The sequence below is a fragment of the Candidatus Eisenbacteria bacterium genome, from assembly GCA_035712145.1.
GTDB lineage: Bacteria > Eisenbacteria > RBG-16-71-46 > RBG-16-71-46 > RBG-16-71-46 > DASTBI01.
This window is the reverse complement of the sequence record DASTBI010000009.1, coordinates 1-17,850: the sequence shown is the minus strand read 5'-3', so window position 1 is coordinate 17,850 and position 17,850 is coordinate 1. Positions and strand designations below refer to the sequence as shown.

Annotated in this window: 13 protein-coding genes; 8 read left to right on the top strand and 5 right to left on the bottom strand. The window is 68.1% G+C overall.

The features are described from left to right. On the bottom strand, positions 1–1,012 hold a 1,012-nt coding region (locus VFQ05_00405; protein HET9325212.1), incomplete at its 3' end, for a S8 family serine peptidase. A 689-nt stretch (positions 1,013–1,701) separates the two neighbouring features. Here VFQ05_00405 and VFQ05_00400 point away from each other — a divergent pair. Both VFQ05_00400 and VFQ05_00395 read left to right on the top strand, forming a co-directional pair. Further along, positions 1,702–3,204 carry a DUF2779 domain-containing protein gene (locus tag VFQ05_00400; GenBank protein HET9325211.1) on the top strand — a complete coding sequence of 501 codons (1,503 nt, stop codon included), beginning with the start codon at positions 1,702–1,704 and terminating at the stop codon, positions 3,202–3,204. A gap of 13 nt (positions 3,205–3,217) precedes the next feature. Then, positions 3,218–3,562 carry a histidine triad nucleotide-binding protein gene (locus VFQ05_00395; GenBank protein ID HET9325210.1) on the top strand — a complete coding sequence of 115 codons (345 nt, stop codon included), beginning with the start codon at positions 3,218–3,220 and terminating at the stop codon, positions 3,560–3,562. On the opposite strand, the gene VFQ05_00390 is transcribed toward VFQ05_00395, so the two are convergent. After that, positions 3,559–3,813 (bottom strand): S4 domain-containing protein, encoded by a 255-nt coding sequence (locus VFQ05_00390; GenBank protein ID HET9325209.1) that lies wholly within the window; start codon positions 3,811–3,813, stop codon positions 3,559–3,561. The two genes, VFQ05_00395 and VFQ05_00390, sit on opposite strands and share 4 nt — an antisense overlap. 205 nt (positions 3,814–4,018) lie before the next feature. On the opposite strand from VFQ05_00390, the gene VFQ05_00385 reads away from it, so the two are divergent. After that, positions 4,019–4,450: a hypothetical protein gene (locus VFQ05_00385; GenBank protein HET9325208.1), complete on the top strand. Its 432-nt coding sequence runs from the start codon at positions 4,019–4,021 to the stop codon at positions 4,448–4,450. A gap of 48 nt (positions 4,451–4,498) precedes the next feature. Here the strand turns inward: VFQ05_00385 and VFQ05_00380 are convergent, their stop codons facing one another. After that, entirely contained in the window at positions 4,499–5,125 is a 627-nt protein-coding gene (locus VFQ05_00380; GenBank protein HET9325207.1) for an intradiol ring-cleavage dioxygenase, read from the bottom strand. A gap of 166 nt (positions 5,126–5,291) precedes the next feature. Between VFQ05_00380 and VFQ05_00375 the strand changes: the two genes are divergently transcribed. Continuing rightward, positions 5,292–6,113, top strand: coding sequence for a GAF domain-containing protein (locus VFQ05_00375; GenBank protein HET9325206.1), 822 nt, complete (start codon positions 5,292–5,294; stop codon positions 6,111–6,113). Positions 6,114–6,134: 21 nt separating this feature from the next. Here the strand turns inward: VFQ05_00375 and acs are convergent, their stop codons facing one another. Then, positions 6,135–8,099 carry an acetate--CoA ligase gene (gene acs, locus VFQ05_00370; GenBank protein HET9325205.1) on the bottom strand — a complete coding sequence of 655 codons (1,965 nt, stop codon included), beginning with the start codon at positions 8,097–8,099 and terminating at the stop codon, positions 6,135–6,137. A gap of 186 nt (positions 8,100–8,285) precedes the next feature. Between acs and VFQ05_00365 the strand changes: the two genes are divergently transcribed. The 3 genes from VFQ05_00365 to VFQ05_00355 all read left to right on the top strand — a co-directional run bounded on the left by VFQ05_00365 (position 8,286) and on the right by VFQ05_00355 (position 11,391). Continuing rightward, the gene (locus tag VFQ05_00365) at positions 8,286–9,725 is read left to right on the top strand and encodes a hypothetical protein (protein ID HET9325204.1); all 1,440 of its coding nucleotides are present in this window, start codon (positions 8,286–8,288) and stop codon (positions 9,723–9,725) included. After that, positions 9,722–10,246, top strand: coding sequence for a DinB family protein (locus VFQ05_00360; protein ID HET9325203.1), 525 nt, complete (start codon positions 9,722–9,724; stop codon positions 10,244–10,246). The genes VFQ05_00365 and VFQ05_00360 overlap by 4 nt, the downstream gene beginning before the upstream one ends. Positions 10,247–10,512: 266 nt before the next feature. Then, positions 10,513–11,391, top strand: a complete 879-nt coding sequence (locus tag VFQ05_00355; protein HET9325202.1) for a hypothetical protein — start codon at positions 10,513–10,515, stop codon at positions 11,389–11,391. On the opposite strand, the gene VFQ05_00350 is transcribed toward VFQ05_00355, so the two are convergent. Then, positions 11,339–12,934: an ATP-dependent DNA ligase gene (locus VFQ05_00350; GenBank protein ID HET9325201.1), complete on the bottom strand. Its 1,596-nt coding sequence runs from the start codon at positions 12,932–12,934 to the stop codon at positions 11,339–11,341. The genes VFQ05_00355 and VFQ05_00350 overlap by 53 nt on opposite strands. 11 nt (positions 12,935–12,945) lie before the next feature. Between VFQ05_00350 and VFQ05_00345 the strand changes: the two genes are divergently transcribed. Beyond that, complete coding sequence (locus tag VFQ05_00345; protein ID HET9325200.1) at positions 12,946–16,956, top strand: DEAD/DEAH box helicase; 4,011 nt, start codon at positions 12,946–12,948, stop codon at positions 16,954–16,956. The last annotated feature ends 894 nt before the right edge of the window (positions 16,957–17,850 follow it).

Genomic DNA, 17,850 nt, shown 5'->3' with positions numbered 1-17,850 from the left:
TGTGCGTGTTGTCGAACGAGGCGACGCTGATGACCTTCTCGCCGACGCCCGGCGCGCCGCCCGCATACGTGCCGTACACGGCGTCATTGCCCGCCGACGCCACGACGACCATGCCCTGGTTCACCAGGCTCTTCGCCGCCGCGGCCGTCGGGTAGGTCGGCCACTGGAGCGCGGCGCCGATGCTCATGTTGATGACGTCCATGCCGTCGTCGAACGCCCGCTCCATCGCCAGCAGCATGACATCGGCGGCCGTGGTGTTGCCGCATCCGAACACCTTGTAGACGCCGAAGCTGACCGCGGGGGCGACCCCGGGGAAACCTCCGCCCGCGCCGACGATTCCCGACACGTGGGTGCCGTGGCCGTTGCAGTCATCGGGCCGAGCATCCGGAACCGGAACCTGCCCAGGCGCCCAGGTGTTGCCGACGAAATCCTGGCCGACGATCGAGCGTGAGGTCGGGAACAGCGGGCTGTCGCTGCGGGACACACCGTCGCCACCGAATGCCACGTGATCGTAGTCCTGACCGGTATCGATGATGCCGACCTTGATGCCCGCGCCCGACAGGCCGAGAGAGTTCTGGGCCACGTTGGCGCCCGTCATCTGCAGCGCGGTGCTCAGGTCGATCTCTTCACCCGGCGGCTCGTTCGGGAGGCTCATCTCGATCACGGGCTGCACGGACTTGATTCCGCCCAGCCGGCGAAGCTTGCCGAGGTCCTTGGGATCGACGGCGACCGAGAGACCGTTCCACAGCTTCTGGTGGGCGCTGCGCTCGGTGTAACCGATCCCTCTTGCATTGGCCGCGCCGCGGAAGGCGGTCTGCTCGGCCAGGATGGCGGTGAGGTCTCCGCCGTCTGCGGTCGGCGGATTGTTGAGCTCGACGAAGTAGAGCTTCTTGCCATCGACCGTCGAGATCGCTTCACCCAACTCATCGTCTACGGACTGGGACCACGCCGCGCCCGCTGTGGTCGCGATCAGGAATGCGACCACGCTGACGGCGCGAAAGAAGCGCTTCATGGCGTTCCTCCTAGAGAGAGGTTCGAGGGGGACTCGGAAACGCGATTCGAAACGCAGGCTCGCCCGTTCAGGGAAGCGAGAGCCTCCTTCCAGAGGAGGGGTTCATTCCCAGCGGGCGTTGGTCGAGTCCGGGCGAGGGAAACGCGCTGGCGCTGGGGACGCACGATGCATAAGCGAAATCCAAAACGCTTGGGAGGGCGCGCGAGTACGCTCGCCCGACGATGGTAGACCGCCGGATCAACCAGGACCCGTTGATGCCGTAGCCGCGCCAATCCTACGCTCCGTCAAGCGAAGGTCAAGCGCCTTTCTGCCGGAACGCCAACGCTGGGAAGGATTTTCGGTGCGCCGAGGAATGATCGAGGTCGAGGCGGCGGGTGCAGGTGGAGCGTCGGGCCCCTGGGGGACTGGGAATCCCGTCTCGACACCTGCGATCCCGCCGCACGCGGTCGAACGACGAGAGCGCACGAACACACACGCCGTCGGCTCTGCCGGAACGATCGCTCGGGAGTGGATCGCATCGGATGAGCCGCGCGCGCGAGGCACGATCTTGGACCAGACAACCGCCAAGGTCGATAGGAATCTCAGGGTTCCGCCCTGGCCAGCCAGTGCGGCATGCAGTCGTGGCCACACCGCCCACGTTCCGAGTAGCCCCCCTTCGGCCGCGCGCAAAGCGCGGTACATTTGCCCGCATGGACAACGCTTCGACCGAGAGGCGGCTCTCCAAGACCCGGTTCCTTCACGGTCTTCAATGCCACAAGCAGCTCTGGTGGAGAGTCCATGAGCCGGGCGCCCTCGAGCTGATCCCCAATCTGGAGGCCCGCGCCCGCTTCGAGGAAGGCCACGAAGTCGGTGAGCGGGCCCGCCGGGCACTGCCGGGCGGCGTGATGATCCCCGGCGCCTATGACGACCTCACGGCTCGGGTTCAGGCAACCCGGGAGGCGCTCGACGCGGGGCGGCGCCGCCTCTACGAGGCGGCCTTCATGGCGAACGGGACCTACGTCGCGGTCGACATCCTCGACCGCGAAGCGGATGCCTTCGTGCTGATCGAGGTGAAGGCCACGACCCGGCCGCGCCTGCACCATCTCCAGGATGCCGCGATCCAGACGTGGGTCCTGCGGCAAAGTGGGATTCCCCTCGAGCGGGTCGAGATCATGCGGCTCGAGCCCGAGTGCGTGCATCCCGACCTCGACCGCCTCTTCGCGCGCGACGACGTCACCCAGGGCGTCGAGGAGCTGCTGCCCGAGATCCCCGCGGCGGTCGAGAGCCAGCTGAAGGTGCTGGACGGTCCATTGCCCGACGTCGCGATCGGCCCCCACTGCACCAACCCCTATCCCTGTCCGTTCATGCGCCGCTGCTGGGCCGACGTGCCGCCCCACCACGTCACCACGCTCTACCGCGCGGGCGCCGTGGCGTTCGAGCTCGCGGCCAAGGGACTCCACACCGTGGCCGATGTCAGCTCGGTGCCCGAAGGCATCGACCTCGACCCGGTGGCGCTGCGCCAGATTCGCGCGGTGCGCGAGGGGAGGATCATCGTCGAGCCCGGGCTCGCCGAAGCGCTCACCATCTTCGAGCCACCTCTCGCCTATCTGGACTTCGAGACGGTGAGCCCGGCCATCCCGGTATGGCCCGGCACGCATCCATTCGAGGCGATTCCGGTGCAGTTCAGCTGCCGCCTGGAGCGCGGCGGAGTCTTCGAGGAGATCGGATGGCTCGCGACCGAAGGCGAAGACCCGCGCCGTGAGATCGCGAGCCGGTTGATCGATGCCTGTCGCGGAGCACGCACGATCGTCGCCTACCACGCGGAGTTCGAGGCGGAGGTGATCGCCAGCCTCGAAGATTCGGTGCCGGAACGCGCCGCCGAGCTCCGGGAGCTGCGCGAGCGGCTCCGCGATCCGCTGCCCATCCTGCGGCAGTTCGTGTACCACCCGGCCTTCCATGGACGCTTCGGCCTCAAGTCCGTGGCGCCGGCGCTCGCTCCCGACGTGCGCTACACCGGAGCCGTGGCGGCGGGACGCCTGGCGGGATGCCTGCTTTCACGGCTCATGTTGAAGGGAGAGCCCAGCGATCTGTTCGACCGGGAGCGCATTCGCGAATCGCTGCGCCGCTACTGCGCGCTCGACACCTTCGCCACCCAGCGCGTGATCGAGCGGCTGCGCGAGCTGGCCTCGGCGACGCAGGACCTGGTTTCGTGAAAGGAGGCGGGAAGTGAGCGCGTGCATCTTCTGCAGGATCGCTGCGGGCGAGTTGCCCACGTCGAAGGTGGACGAGACAGACCAGGTGCTGGCGTTCCGCGACATGAGTCCCCAGGCGCCGACGCACGTGCTGCTGATTCCCAAGCAGCACCTCGCCGACTCCGCGGAAGCGCTCAGACCCGAGCATGGCACGATGCTGGGCGAGCTGTTCACGCTGGCGTCGCGCATTGCCCGCGCGGAAGGAGTGGAAGGCGGCTGGCGGCTCGTCACCAACGTGGGCCCCGGTGCGGGCCAGTCGGTGTTCCACCTGCACTTCCATCTGCTCGGCGGGCGGACGATGACCTGGCCACCGGGCTAGCCCTGGTCGGGCACTTCACGCACCAGCTTGTGCGCGTCCGCTTTCCGCATCGAGCGCCGGGGCAGCTCGAGCACCTCGATCGTGCGTGTGCCCCATTCGCCGGTCATCGTGAGCCGGGCGCCGGCTTCGATGTCACGGCTCGCCTTTGCTGGGCGGCCAGCAACCAGCACCTGGCCCTCCTCGATCGCGAGAGCCGCCTGCGAACGGCTCTTGTAGAGACGCAGCTCGTGGAGCAGCACGTCGAGTCGCATCGACCTAACAGCTCCTGGCTGATGGTTTCCAAGACTCCCCGGATTCGGAGCCAGGCAATTCCTTACTCTCCCCGGGGAGAGTAAGGAATTACCACGAAGCATCTCCATCTTGACCGCCCTGCTACCGTTGTTCTCGGCGCGAGGCATGGTGCCCGCGCTCTGGAACCGCCGGCGGCATGATCCCCGGCGAGTGGAGGAAATCCTCATGTGTCATCATTCCCATGCCCACCGCGGCGCCTGCTGCGGATCTTCCGGGCGTCCCACCCACCGTTACGAGCACCATCACTATCCCGGCGAGCGCTTCGGCGTCAGGCGTCCCCTCCGCTTCCTCGCGTGGAAGCTGGGGCTCCAGGAGTCGCAGATGGCCGAGCTGGCGGCGATCCTCAACGACCTCAAGACGGAGCGCGCTCAGGCGGATGTCGATGACCGGCGCGCGCTGTCGTTGCTGGCCGATGCCGCCGCCCTGGAGAGCTTCGATCGCGAGAAAGCGGCCGAGGCCACGCGCTTGCGCACACGGAGCGCCGAAGCGGTGCAGCAGAAGGTGGTGGATTCGCTGGCCAGGATCCACGCGTTGCTCGATGCCGAGCAGCGCGGCCGCCTCGCCTACCTGCTCAGGACCGGCACGCTGGTGATGTAGTCGTTCGCCAAGAGGGGCGCCGCTCCGGCGCCTCTCTCCCTTCCGCGCTCAGGCGGGTAGCACGAAGTGGAACCGCCCTTCGCGGCGTCCGCTCTGCTCTCGCAGCGCCATCACCAGCTCCGGATCGAAGATGAAGTCGCGCCGGTTGCGCGCCTCGTCGGGGAAGAAGAGCTGGGTGGTGAGCAGCCGTCCCTTCCTGGCCTGCACCCGGACGTGGATGTGGCGGGTGCGGCCCGGATAGACGCCGGGCATCACGGTCTCCAGCTTCCACTGGCCTTGAGCGTCGGTGAACTGATGGCCGCGAAGCTTGAAGCCGGCGTTGTCGTACTCGCCATCGTGGTCCGCCTGCCAGAAGTCGATGAGCGCGCCCGAGACCGGCTCGCATCCGACGGTGAACACCTTGCCGGTCACCACCAGCCGCGTGCCCCCGGTTCCCTTCTCGATCAGCGACGTGCGCAGAGGCGAGTGGGTCTTGAAGAACGGCCCCTCGGTGGCTTCCGGCGTGGGCTCGTCATCGTCGCCGCACTCGGGCGTGGCCAAGAGCTTCGGCGGCTTGTCGGCCGCCGACGCGTCGCCGAGCCAGCGCAGCTTGACGCCGGCCGCGAACACGATGGGCGCCGCGAACGCCAGCTTCATGAAGCGCCGGCGATCCGGATCGAGAATGCGATCGCGCATGGAGAATTCCTCCCGGGTTGCCGACACACGCTACGCATTCCAGGGCGACGCGAGTCAGGAGCTTGCCAAACTCGCGAGAAAAGCTCCAAGCGCGGCGCCCGCGGGTCTCGTGCGCGTTCGAAAGAGTGCCTCAAATCGGCCGGCGCCTGGACCGATAACGGAGCACATGGCCAGGACCCTGACCGAAGGCGCCGCATCGCGCGGCTACCGGTTCCTCGATTCTCAGCGCCGGCTCTGGAGCGGGCTGGCCGGTCTGCTCATGACCGCGATCTGCGTGACGCTGGTCCTGGTCAGCTGGTGGCAGAGCCCCGAGGGGTTCAGCCTCAGGACGCGCTGGCCTTCGCTGGTCGGCCTGCTCGGCCTGGTGCTGGTCTTCGTCCTCTATTCGCAGCACAAGCACCGCCAGCTCGGTGAGCTCGAGCGCAGGCTGCGTGACGCCGCGGTGCGCGAAGCCTCGATGCAGGCGCGCTTCACCGAGCTCGCGTTCCTGTTCGACACCAGCACTCAGCTCCAGCTGCGCCTCGACCTCGCGAGCATGCTCGAGCTGGCGACGCAAAGGCTGGCTTCCTGCCTGGAGGCGACCCAGTGCTCGATCATGCTGCACAATCCCGCCACCGGCATGCTCGAGGTGCGAGCGGCGGGCGGCGTCGACTCGGTGCTCGTCAGCGGCGCGCGCGTCGAGCCGGGGAAGGGCATCGCCGGCCACGTGTTCGCCAGCGGCGAGACGCTGCTGCTCACCCCGCAGGTGATGGCCGAGCGTTTTCCCGACGAGATCAAGCACGGCCGCACGATCGCTTCGGCGCTGTGCGTGCCGCTGCGCTTCCGCGGCGCCTCGATCGGGGTGGTGAGCGTGGCGCGCACCGGCGGCGAGCCGTTCGGGGAAACCCACGCGCGCATGCTCGAAACGTTTGGAGAGCACTGCGCGGCCACGGTGGTGAAGACCGAGCACCACCAGGACGTGCTGCGACAGGTGAAGAAGGTCGCCTAGGTTTATCGGGCCGGCACCGGGCTAGCTCGCGGTGGTTGCTTTCGCGCGCGCCTGGTGCTGCCCGACCAGTTTCTCCACCACTTCGGGCTCGGCGAGCGTCGTGATGTCCCCCATGCCGTCGTACTCGCCGGCGGCGATCTTGCGCAGGATCCGCCGCATGATCTTTCCGCTCCGCGTCTTGGGAAGGCCGGGGGCCACATGGACCACGTCGGGCGTGGCGAAGCCTCCGATCACGTGGCGCACCTGCTCCTTGAGCGCGCCCTCGAGCTCCGCCGCCGGCCGCTTGGCGTAGTCCGAAGTCAGGAGCACGTAGGCGTAGATCCCCTGCCCCTTGATGGCGTGCGGGAACCCCACGACCGCTGCCTCGGCGACGGCTTCGTGCGCCACCAAAGCACTCTCCACCTCGGCGGTGCCGAGCCGGTGCCCGGAGACGTTGAGCACGTCGTCGATGCGTCCGGTGATCCAGTAGTAGCCGTCCTCGTCACGACGGCAGCCGTCCCCGGTGAAGTAATAGCCTTTGTGTTGTTTGAAATACGTGTCGATGAAGCGCTCATGATCGCCGTACACCGTCCGCGCCTGACCCGGCCACGGCGTTCCCAGACACAGTGCACCGGTGACACCGTTGCCTTCGAGCACCTGACCCGATTCGGGATTCAGCACCACGGGCTTGATGCCGAAGAACGGCAGCGTCGCCGATCCTGGCTTGGTGCGGGTGACACCGGGAAGCGGCGTGATCAGGATTCCGCCGGTCTCGGTCTGCCACCAGGTGTCCACCACGGCGCAGCGGCCGCCGCCGACGACGTCGTGGTACCAGCGCCAGATCTCGGGATTGATGGGCTCACCCACGCTGCCGAGAATGCGCAGGCTGTCGCGGCGATAGCGCTTCACGTGATCGTCGCCGGCTTGCGCGATGGCGCGCAGCGCGGTGGGCGCGGTGTAGAAGATGTTGATTCCGAGATCGTCGACCATCCGCCAATAGCGGCCCGGATCCGGATACACCGGCGTCGACTCGAACATGACGGTGGTGGCGCCGTTGGCGAGCGGTCCGTAGACGATGTAGCTGTGACCCGTGATCCAGCCGACGTCGGCGGCGCAACAGTAGATGTCGTCCTCGTGATAGTCGAAGACCAGCTTGTGGGTCAGAGCCGCGTACACCAGGTATCCACCCGTGGTGTGGAGCAGCCCTTTCGGTTTGCCGGTGCTTCCCGACGTGTAGAGCACGAACAGCGGATCCTCGGACCCCATCCACTCGAAGGTGCAGGTCGAGCGCTGGTGCCTCATCTCCTCGTCGAGCCACAGGTCGCGGCCTTCGCGCATCGGCACCGCGGCGTCGGTGCGGCGAGCCACCAGCACCTTGCGCACCGGGAGGCCCTCGATCGCCTCGTCGGTGATCGCCTTGAGCGGGATCCTCTTGCCGCCGCGCAGGCCTTCGTTCGCCGTGATCACCACTTCGCATGCCGCGTCGATGATCCGATCGCTCAGCGATTCCGCGGAGAAGCCGCCGAACACCACGCTGTGGACCGCGCCAATGCGGGCGCACGCCAGCATGGCGTAGGCGGTCTCGGGAATCATCGGCATGTAGATGCACACTCGATCGCCCTTCTTCACGCCATGATGGACCAGGACGTTCGCGATCCGGCAGACGTTGTGCTTGAGCTCCCGGTAGGAGACTCGTTGGTAGACGCCGGGCTCGTCCGCCGCCCAGATGATGGCGGTGCGGTCGGGGTGGGTCGCGACGTGGCGATCGACGCAGTTGAAACAGGCATTCAGCCGGCCTCCCCCATACCAGGAGAAGTCGATCTCCCGGGTGTCGACGTCGAGCACGTGGTTCCAGGGATGGAACCAGTCGAGGTTCCTGGCCTGCTCGGCCCAGAACCCGGCGGGATCTTCGAGCGAGCGCCGGTAGAGACGCTGGTACTCCTCCATGGACTTGAGATGGGCGCGCTCGCGCACCCGCGGCTTCACGTCGTAGAGATCCTGCGACACGCTTCCTCCTGGCCGAGAGTCGAGCGCGGAAGTCTAGCGTTTCGCCCGGGATGGGTCATCTCCGCGTGAGCCGCGCCCGCTTGCGTCCCGCCCTCCGCCCGCATTGAATCCCCATTCATGGCTCCACGGAGCGCTGACGACCGACGAACTTCGGGCCAACGTTGGGCGGCTCTGGCGGTCGGCCTGTTGATCTGGAGCGCCGGACTCGCCTGGCTCGACGCCGGCGCACCCGGCCCGCGCGACGATCCGTGGGAATACGGCGTGGTCGCCCGGCATTTGATCGCGGGAGACGGCTTCCGCACCACGGTGATCCATCCGCCGCTCTGGTCCCTGCGCGCGCCCGACGGGACCGTGGGAATGTGGGTCCATGGCCCGCTGCTTCCGCTGATGGTGGCGCCGTGGATTCGAATCGGCGGCGAGCGAGCCCTCGAGCACGTGGCGTGGCTGGGCGCCGTGCTGGTGCTGCTCGCCGCCTGGTTCGCGGCGCGTGCGGCGGCGCGATCATGGGGCGCGACGGCCGGCGCGGCGACGCTGATCCTCATCGCGCTCTCGCCGCTCTCGTGGAATGCCGCCGCGCACGACCTCTCGATGGCGGTGGGTGCGCTCGCGATCGCCGTGGCGATCGATCAGACGTGGCGATTCAATCCCCGCGGGCTCACCGCCGGGCTCGCGCTCGGGATCGGCGCACTGGCCCGTCCCGAGCTGACGATCGCGGCGCTGGTCTCGCTGCCGCTGCTCAAACGCGGGGAAGACCGGTGGCGGGCGCTCGCCGGCCTGGCGCTTCCCCTGGGGGCGCTCTGGGCCGCGCGCGCCTTCGGCGCGCTCCCCAACGGGAACCTCTCCGAGCTGCTGCTCGTCTGCTATACCCAGCGCTGGCCGGAGCTCTCGGCCCTCCGTGACTTCCATCTCGCTCCGGGCAGCCTGGCTCGAGCGATTGGCGAAGCGGCTCCGGGGCTGGTCGCCAAGTGGACGCATCAGGCGCCACGGGCACTGTTCCATCTCCTGTCGGCGCCGAGCTACGCGGCGGCTCCGCTGGCGGTGGCGCACCTGTACTTGTCTTACCTCCGTTGCGAAAGGCCCGCACGGCTGGCGCTGCTGCTGCTCGTCGCGATTCCGGTCGGCTTGATCACGCTGACCGAGCCGAGCCCACGCTACGTGATGATGTGGACGCCGATCGCCGCGCTGGCCGCGATCGGCGGCGCCCGCCATTCGATCCTTCTCCGGCGCATGAGACCGGCCCTTGCGCTCTCGATCCCGCTGCTGCTCACGCTGCCGTTCGCGGTCGCGAACTTATCCGCCCGCGCCCGTGAGGCGCCTGGATTGCGGGCCGCGATCGAAGCGGAGCGCCGGACCTTGCGACCGCTCGCCGTGGCGCAGGCGCATGGAGCCGATGTCCTGTTCTCCGACCGTCCCGACCTCGACGCCTGGATCACCGGCCGCTCGGTCGTATGGCTCGAGCGCGCCGAGTTCGAGCGCCTGCCCACGTCCGACGCACCTGAAACGAGGCTCGTCCCCCGGCGCGGGCCGGAGACGCTCGGATGGTTTCACGAGAACGACCTGGCCGCGGGCCGGTTCGTGTCCGCTCACTTGCGTCCAGCCGAGAACCGGCCTTCAATGGCGCCATGATCCCGTGGATCGAGCGCAGGTTCCCATTCGAAGAGCCGGTCGAGATGTGGCCGGTCCTGGTCGAGCGGGTGCGCGGCACGCCGGCGCGCATCGAAGATCGCATCCGCGACGTTCCGCGCGAGTGGCTGGTGCGCCGCGACGGTGAGCGCTGGTCGATCCAGGAGCACATCGGCCACCTCGTCGATCTCGATCATCTGCACGACGGGCGGCTGGATGATTACCTGGCGGGTGCTCCGCGGCTGCGACCGGCCGACATGACCAACCGACGGACCTGGGAAGCCGGGCACCACCTGCGTGAGATCGACGACCTGCTCGCCGAGGTGCGCCGCGTGCGCGGTGCCTTGGTCGAGCGGCTCGACGCCTGGGATCCGGCCGCGCGCGCCATGACGGCCCAGCATCCGCGGCTCGAGCGGCCGATGCGGCTGGTGGACATGGTGCGCTTCGTCGCCGAGCACGACGACCACCACTTGGCATCCATCGGCACGCTGATCCGGAGCCTCGACGCGGTTGGGAAGCACTGAGAGCTGGTTGTTCTGTGTGACCAGTCCTGATCCGACCAACAATTAACTTGACGGCCTAGCGAGCGGAAGTTGCGCGCGATCTCGCGCGCACTGCTGCATTGCGCATCAGTCGCCGACGGATCGCGCGTTGAGCGATCTCAGCCATGTTTCCACGCGACTCTCATCTCTCACGCGAACAACGGCTATCGCGAGTTCCCAGAGCGTCCGGAACACTCGTGATACAAAGTATTCGTTCGCCTCCGACTCTCGCCCCCGTCGAGATGTCCATGATGACTTCGCTGACTCACCTGTCCGACCAGACCCTGGTCACTCATCTCAAGACCCTCGTCGCACAAGATCGTTCCACGACGGCGGCGCTTCTCGCCCATATCGCGGAATTCGATTCCCGCCGGCTCTGTTTGCCCGCCGGGTATCCTTCGACGTTCGCCTACTGCCTCGAAGAGCTTGGCTTCTGCGAGCAGGCCGCCTTCAAGCGCATCCGCGCAGCGCGAACGGGCCGCCGATTTCCAGAGATCTTCGCCGCGGTGGCGGATGGTCGGCTGAATCTCTCCGCGGTGGTTCTACTCGCGGCTCGCCTAACCGAGTCCACCACGGCGGACGAAGCCGACGAGTTGATCGCTGCCGCCTCTCGCAAGAGCAAGGCGCAGGTCGAGCGGCTCCTGGCCGAGCGCTTCCCGCAGCCAGATGTTCCGAGTCGGTTGCGGCCGGTCGTCCCGAATCCGGAGCGGCTTGAAGCGAGCGAACTGTCCCCGGGGACAGTTGAGACTTTTTCAGAAGCACCGAAGGTCCCGCATTCGGCAGGAGAAGAGCCTGGCTCCGGGCCCCAAGTGAAACCCAGAACGCCTCCCCGGCTCACCGCCATCGCGCCGAAGCGATTCACGTTACAGGTCACCTTGAGCCAAGAAGCTCATGACTGCCTGCGTCACGCCCAGGCCTTGCTGAGCCATCAGGTTCCGAATGGGGATCTAGAACGCCTCGAGTTCGATCATATTCAAGAAGTGGCCCGAGGTGGCCGAGCGACGGTGCTAGGCATCCGGCTTCTGTGCCGGGCGCACAATCAGTTCATGGCAGAGCGCACGTTCGGAAGTGAGTTCATGGAGAAGAAGCGCCACTGCGCGTCCCGCGGCGCCGGCGCCCTTCCATGATCGCGCGCACCGTCTCCACGGTGTCGATCTCGCCCACCGGCTTGTCCTCGCGGTAGCGCTTGACCCGGGCGAAGCGCAGGGCCATCCCGCCTTCGTAGCGCGGGCTCTCCTGCACGTCGCCGAAGGCGATCTCCACCACCAGCTCGGGTCGTACGTGGACCACGTGCCGATCGCTCCGGGTGGCGATCGACTGGAGATGCTCCGTCTGCCAAGCCAGCATCTCGTCGGTCATGCCTTTGAATGTCTTGCCGAGCATGGTGAAGCCGCCCTCGGCATTGCGCGCGCCGAGGTGAAGATTGCTGAGCCAGCCTTGACGCCGGCCGTGGCCCCACTCCGCGGCGAGCACCACCAGGTCGAGCGTGTGCGCCGGCTTGATCTTGAGCCACGAATAGCCGCGGCTGCCCGCCTCGTAGCTCGAGTCCAGCGACTTGGCCATCAGTCCCTCGTGGCCTCGGCTCAGCGCCTCGTCCAGAAAACGCTCCGCCTCCGCGATCTCGGAGGTGATGATCTGCGGCACCGCCATGTCGGGCGCGACTCGGCGAAGGGCGGCGAAGCGATCCCGTCCCGGACGACCGAACCAGTCTTCGCCATCCAAGTGCAGAAGATCGAAGGCGAACGTGGTGAGCGGCAGCTCGCCTCGCACTCGCTCGATATCGAGCCTCCGCCCGAAGCGTTTCATCGTGATCTGGAACGGATGGGGTGTGCCGTCGTCCTTGAGCGCGATGGTCTCGGCATCGAGCACCACGGAATCGAGAGGCAGAGCGCTCACCACGTCCACCACCTCGGGGACCGCGGCGGTCACGTCGTTCATCAGGCGCGAGAACACCCGCACGTCGCGTCCTTCGCGGTGGATCTGCACGCGCGCCCCGTCGAGCTTGTACTCGAAGGCCGCTTCCTCGAGCCGCTCCAAGGCCTCTTCCAGGGTCTCGGCCGCTTGCGCCAGCATCGGCGCCAAAGGCCGGAACATGGCCAGATGGAAGGAGGCGAGCGCCGCTTGCCCACCACTCAACGCCGCGCTCGCCACGGTTCCGAGATCGCCGATCAGCATCACCGCCCGGCGGACTTCCGGCGCTTCGAGCCCGGAGGCCCGGACGATCGCCTCCTCCATGGTCCCGCCCAGCGCACCTTGACGCAGCTCTCCGGTCAGCAGACGGATCAGGAAGTCCCGGCCCGAAGGCCCCGCACGGCGGAAGAGCGAGGCCAGCTCCGTGGCCCTTCGCACCGAGGAGCCCTTCCCTGAAGTGGCCAAGAGGCGCTGGAGCGAGGCATCGAGGTCCGAGACGGTGAGGGGCGGATCGACTTCCAGGTGGGCGGCATCGAACAGCGTCGGGGGCCCCGCGTTCGCTTCGCTCGCGGCCTGCAGGGCAGCCCAGCCGACCCCGATGCGGCCCTGTCGGGGCTGGCCCGACAGGATCCCGACGGCCGCGGGAATCTCGTGCGGCTCGAGGCGGCGCAGCAGGTCCGAGAGCAGCTGGACCTTCTCCAGCCGTCCCGAAGCTTCGCTCACCTTTCGCGACACCGTGACCAGCTCCGCGAAGTCCATGAGGAGCGATCATGGCACTGTTTGGTAGCCTCGATCGAATGCCACTCGCAGCGTTTCATCCCGTCATTCAGCGCTGGTTCAAGGAAGCGGTCGGCGAGCCCTCGCCTCCTCAGATCGAGGGCTGGCCGAAGATCCGCTCAGGCCGCCACACGCTGATCTCCGCGCCGACGGGAACCGGCAAGACCCTCGCGGCATTCCTGTGGGCGATCGACCGCATGCTCGCCCAGGGCAGCCAGCTGCCCGACGAGACCCAGGTGCTCTACGTCTCCCCACTCAAGGCGCTCGGCAATGACGTGCGCAAGAACCTGTCGGCGCCTCTGGCCGAGCTCAAGGCTCTCCAGCCGAGCTTCCCCGAGGTGCGCGTGCTGGTGCGGAGCGGCGACACACCCGGCAGCGCGCGCACCGCGATGCGCAAGCGACCACCGCACATCCTGGTCACGACCCCCGAGTCGCTGTACCTGATGCTCACCAGCGACGGCGGGCGCGAGGTGCTGCGCACCGTGCGCACGGTGATCCTCGACGAGATCCACGCCATCGCGGGAGACAAGCGCGGCGCGCACCTCGCGCTCTCGATCGAGCGGCTGGAGGCGCTGGTCGAGCATCCCCTGCAGCGCATCGGTCTGTCCGCGACGCAGAAGCCGATCGAGGACGTGGCCCGGCTCCTGGTCGGCGTCCGGCGTGAATGCGAGCTGGTCGACATTGGGCATCGCCGCAATCTCGATCTGAAGATCGCGTTGCCGGACTCCCCGCTGTCCGCGGTGTGCTCCTCCGAGACATGGGACGAGATCGTCCGCAAGGTCGCCGACCTGGTGCGCGCTCACCGCACCACGCTGGTGTTCGTGAACACCCGCAAGCTCGCCGAGAGGATCGCCGCGAAGCTCACCCAAGCGCTCGGCGAAGGCCTGGTCTCCAGCCATCACGGGAGCCTCGCGAAGGAAAGGCGGCTGGAAGCCGAAGAGGCGCTGAAGTCGGGAAAGCTGCGCGCGCTGGTCGCCACGTCGTCGCTCGAGCTCGGGATCGACATCGGCGACGTGGATCTGGTGGTGCAGATCGGTGTCACCGCCTCGATCGCCGCTTTGCTGCAACGCGTGGGACGCAGCGGCCATGGCATCGGGCGCACACCCGCAGGGCGTCTCTTCCCGCTCACCGAGGACGAGCTGGTGTGCGCAGTGGCGCTGATCGACGCGGTGCGAAAGGGCGAGCTGGATCGCACGCCGCAGACGCATCAGCCGCTCGACATCCTCGCGCAGCAGATCGTCGCGGCCTGCCTTCCCGAGACCTGGGACGAGCAGCGCCTCTACGAAACGCTCGCGCGCGCCTGGCCGTACCGCGAGCTCACGCGCGCCGATTTCGACGCGGTCATCGCGCTCCACACCGATGGCCGGAGCGCCTACCTCCACCGGGACGGCGTCCATCAGCGGCTGCGCGCCACGCGGCGCGCCCGTATCACCGCGCTGACCTCCGGCGGCGCGATTCCGGATACCGGGCAGTACCGGGTGGTGGTCGAGCCGGAGGACACACACGTCGGCTCGCTCGACGAGGACTTCGCGGTCGAGGCGAACATCGGCGACATCTTCCAGCTCGGCAACGCCTCCTGGCGGATCCTCAAGGTCGAGCCGGGCGTGGTGCGGGTCGCGGACGCCAAGGGCTCTCCGCCGACCGTGCCGTTCTGGTTCGGCGAGGCTCCCGCCAGGACGCGCGAGCTTTCGGCGGCGTTGGCTCGGATCCGAGTCGGCGGCCAGGACCCGGCGTGGCTCGAGTCCGAGGTCGGCGTGGACGAGGAGGTCGCCCGCGAGCTGTCGGGCTTCCTGCAGGAAGGCGCGCGGGCGCTGGGAGCCATCCCGACGCCCGAGTGCGTGGTGCTCGAGCGCTTCTTCGACGAGTCCGGAGGCATGCAGCTCGTGGTGCACTCCCCGTTCGGCGGCCGCATCAACCGCGCCTGGGGACTGGCGCTCCGAAAGCGCTTCTGCCGCGGCTTCGGCTTCGAGCTGCAGGCGGCGGCCAACGAGGAAGCGATCGTGCTCTCGCTCGGTCCGCAGCACAGCTTCGCGCTCGAAGAGGTGTTCGACTACCTGCATCCGGACCGCGCCCGCGATCTGCTGGTCCAGGCGCTGCTCGCGGCCCCCATGTTCGGCACGCGCTGGCGGTGGAATGCCGCGCGGTCGCTGCTGCTCTCGCGCACCGGCAAGGGCGGCCGCCGCGTGCCGACGCCGCTCCTGCGGATGCGCGCCGAGGACCTGCTGGTCAAGGCATTCCCTCAGGTGCTGGCCTGTCCCGAGACGCTGCCGCCCGGCGACGCGCCCGTGCCCTGGGAGCATCCGCTGGTGAGACAGACGATCGAGGATTGCCTCCACGAGGCGATGGATGTCGATGGCTTCCTCGAGGTGCTGCGCGGCATCCAGGACGGGCGCATCCGCCGCGTCGCGGTCGACACCACCGAGCCATCGGCGTTCGCGCGCGGCATCCTGAATGCCATGCCTTATGCGTTCCTCGACCCCGCACCGCTGGAGGAGCGCCGCACGCAGGCGGTGATGACGCGGCGACACCTGCCCGCCGAGCTGCAGGACACGCTCGGCGCCCTCGACTCCGATGCGGTCGCCCGCGTGCGCGATGAAGCCTGGCCGCAGCCCGAGAGCGCGGACGAATTGCACGAGGCGCTGTCGTGGATGGGCTACGTGCGCGAGGACGAGGCGGCCGAATCCGAATGGGTTCCGTGGCTCGAGGAGCTGCGCGCCGCGGGCCGCGTGGTGCGCGAGGGCGAAGGGCGCGCGGCGCGCTGGCGCGCGGTCGAAGCCTCGACCGACGAGAAGGCGATGCTCCGCGGCCGGCTCGATGCGCTGGGCCCGGTGTTCGCCGAAGATGCGGCGATCGAGGAACGCCTGCTGCTCGAGCTGGAAGCCGAGGGGGTGATCCTGCGCTGCCGGGTGGAAGGCCGGGCAGCATGGTGTGAGCGACGGTTGCTGGCGCGCATCCACCGCTACACCCTCGAACGGCTGCGTCGCGAGATCGAGGCGGTCACCGCGGGAGATTTCTGGCGATTCCTGGCCTGCTGGCAGCACGCCGATCCGATGTTCCGCCTCGAGGGACCACGCGGCGCGCTCGAAGTGGTGCGCAAGCTCGCCGGGTTCGAGGCGCCGGCCGCGGAGTGGGAGGCTTCGATCCTGCCGTCGCGGCTCAACGACTCGCGCGGCGAGTGGCTCGATCAGCTGACGCTCACCGGCGAGGTCGTGTGGGGCCGCCTGTGGGGCCGGGGCAACACGGCGATTCGTTCGGCGCCCATCTGCCTGCTGCCGCGGCAGGATCTGGACCTGTGGCTCGCGCTGTCACGCCGCGCCGTATCGCTCGAGCCCGAGGGCCTGGGGACTTACGCGCGGCTGATCGCCGGCGTGCTCGAGACCCGGGGCGCATGCTTCACGCAGGAGCTGGAGCGCGCCACGAGCCTCCTGCCTTCGCACTTCGAGATGGGGCTCACGCAGCTGATCGGGCACGGCATGGTGACCTGCGACTCGTTCGGCGGCCTTCGGCGTCTCATCACGCCGCCCTCGCGCCGTCGCGGGGTGCTCAAGGCGTCGCCGCTCGTCCCCGCCGGCCGCTGGTCGCGCTTTCGCGCGGCCGGCCCGGAGTCCGCGATCGTGCGCGACGAGGACCTGGTCGAATTCGTCGCCCAGCGGCTGCTCGACCGCTACGGCGTGGTGTTCCGGCGGCTGCTGGAGCGCGAGCGCATTCCCGTGGCATGGCGGGATCTCGTCCGCGTGTATCGCCATCTCGAGCTCAAGGGTGACGTGCGCGGCGGACGTTTCGTGCAGCGCTTCTCCGGCGAGCAGTACGCGCGGCCGGAAGCGGTCGAGCTGCTGCGCCGACTGCGCCGCAAGACCCTGCAGATCGTGGGACCCGCGGACGCCGCCGAGCGGCTGCCTTCAGGTCTTCAGGTGGCGGCGACCGATCCGCTCAACCTCGAAGGCATCCTGACTCCCGAGCCTCGCATTCCGGCGGTGGCGCGGCGCCGCGTGCGCGTCGGCTGAGGGCCTCGCTTCAACGACCCCGCGCACGTTTGCTGCGAGGGCCGACCGAATACGAACGCCGCTCGGGCCAAAGAGCGAGAACCGAGTCCTCCGTCGCGAAGACGAGGGCCCCATTCGATTCGGCGATGTGAGCTTCACGCCACCCGCGAATCAGCCCAGACGAAAGGACCACGCGGCCATCCTTGAGATGCCAGAACCCGATACGTTCGTCGTGCTGACCGTACTCATAGTCCGCGACCGGGCTGAAGACCAAGTAGTGCTCGGTGCACCAAAGCCCCTCGACGTTCCAGTTGAAGAGGGGCGGTATCCTCCTGCGATATCGTCGATGAGCCCGGTCGGTCCAGATCAAGCTAGGAGCCTCGCTGCATGCTTCAGGCAAGCGCCCGACGGTGAAGGCGACGGTGTCGCGGTGGATGTAGAACATGCGCCCACGCAGTGAGAGAGCAGGGGAAGGCTTCGCCTGGACTCAACGAACTCATGGATACCCGTGCAACCTTATTGGCCCAAGCTCGGGGCAGCGTATCACCCGACTTGGCGCTAGGGAGCGCCCGGTTCCAGCCCACGCGGCGCTGGGGTCCGGACAGTTCCTCGGGGTAGCCACCCGGCCAGTGCGCGTTTCACTCGCTCCTCGAGTGGCGCGTTTGGGATGGTTTCGCAAAGTTGGGCCGCGCTCCTCGCTTCCTGCAGGTAAACTCGAGGCCGCGCAGGCAATGGATGACCTCTTCGTCCGATTTGGGCTTGGCCTCTGGTTTGTCCGGCTGCGCGGTCCGTTGAGAAGCTCTCTCCACTCGTGCCTCGCGCTTGCTTTGCATGAATCCCACGCCGAACGTGCACTCGGCCTCGTATTGGTTGTGCCCCCGGCACCGGAGCCGCAAGTTCTCGACGGTCGCCCTG

Excerpts from the sequence above, each read along its gene's own strand:
- VFQ05_00380 (HET9325207.1), bottom strand. The coding sequence starts at position 5,125 with ATGCGCGATCGCATTCTCGATCCGGATCGCCGGCGCTTCATGAAGCTG.
- VFQ05_00375 (HET9325206.1), top strand. The coding sequence starts at position 5,292 with ATGGCCAGGACCCTGACCGAAGGCGCCGCATCGCGCGGCTACCGGTTC.
- VFQ05_00360 (HET9325203.1), top strand. The coding sequence starts at position 9,722 with ATGATCCCGTGGATCGAGCGCAGGTTCCCATTCGAAGAGCCGGTCGAG.
- VFQ05_00390 (HET9325209.1), bottom strand. The coding sequence starts at position 3,813 with ATGCGACTCGACGTGCTGCTCCACGAGCTGCGTCTCTACAAGAGCCGT.
- VFQ05_00355 (HET9325202.1), top strand. The coding sequence starts at position 10,513 with ATGATGACTTCGCTGACTCACCTGTCCGACCAGACCCTGGTCACTCAT.
- VFQ05_00400 (HET9325211.1), top strand. The coding sequence starts at position 1,702 with ATGGACAACGCTTCGACCGAGAGGCGGCTCTCCAAGACCCGGTTCCTT.
- VFQ05_00345 (HET9325200.1), top strand. The coding sequence starts at position 12,946 with ATGGCACTGTTTGGTAGCCTCGATCGAATGCCACTCGCAGCGTTTCAT.
- VFQ05_00350 (HET9325201.1), bottom strand. The coding sequence starts at position 12,934 with ATGGACTTCGCGGAGCTGGTCACGGTGTCGCGAAAGGTGAGCGAAGCT.
- VFQ05_00385 (HET9325208.1), top strand. The coding sequence starts at position 4,019 with ATGTGTCATCATTCCCATGCCCACCGCGGCGCCTGCTGCGGATCTTCC.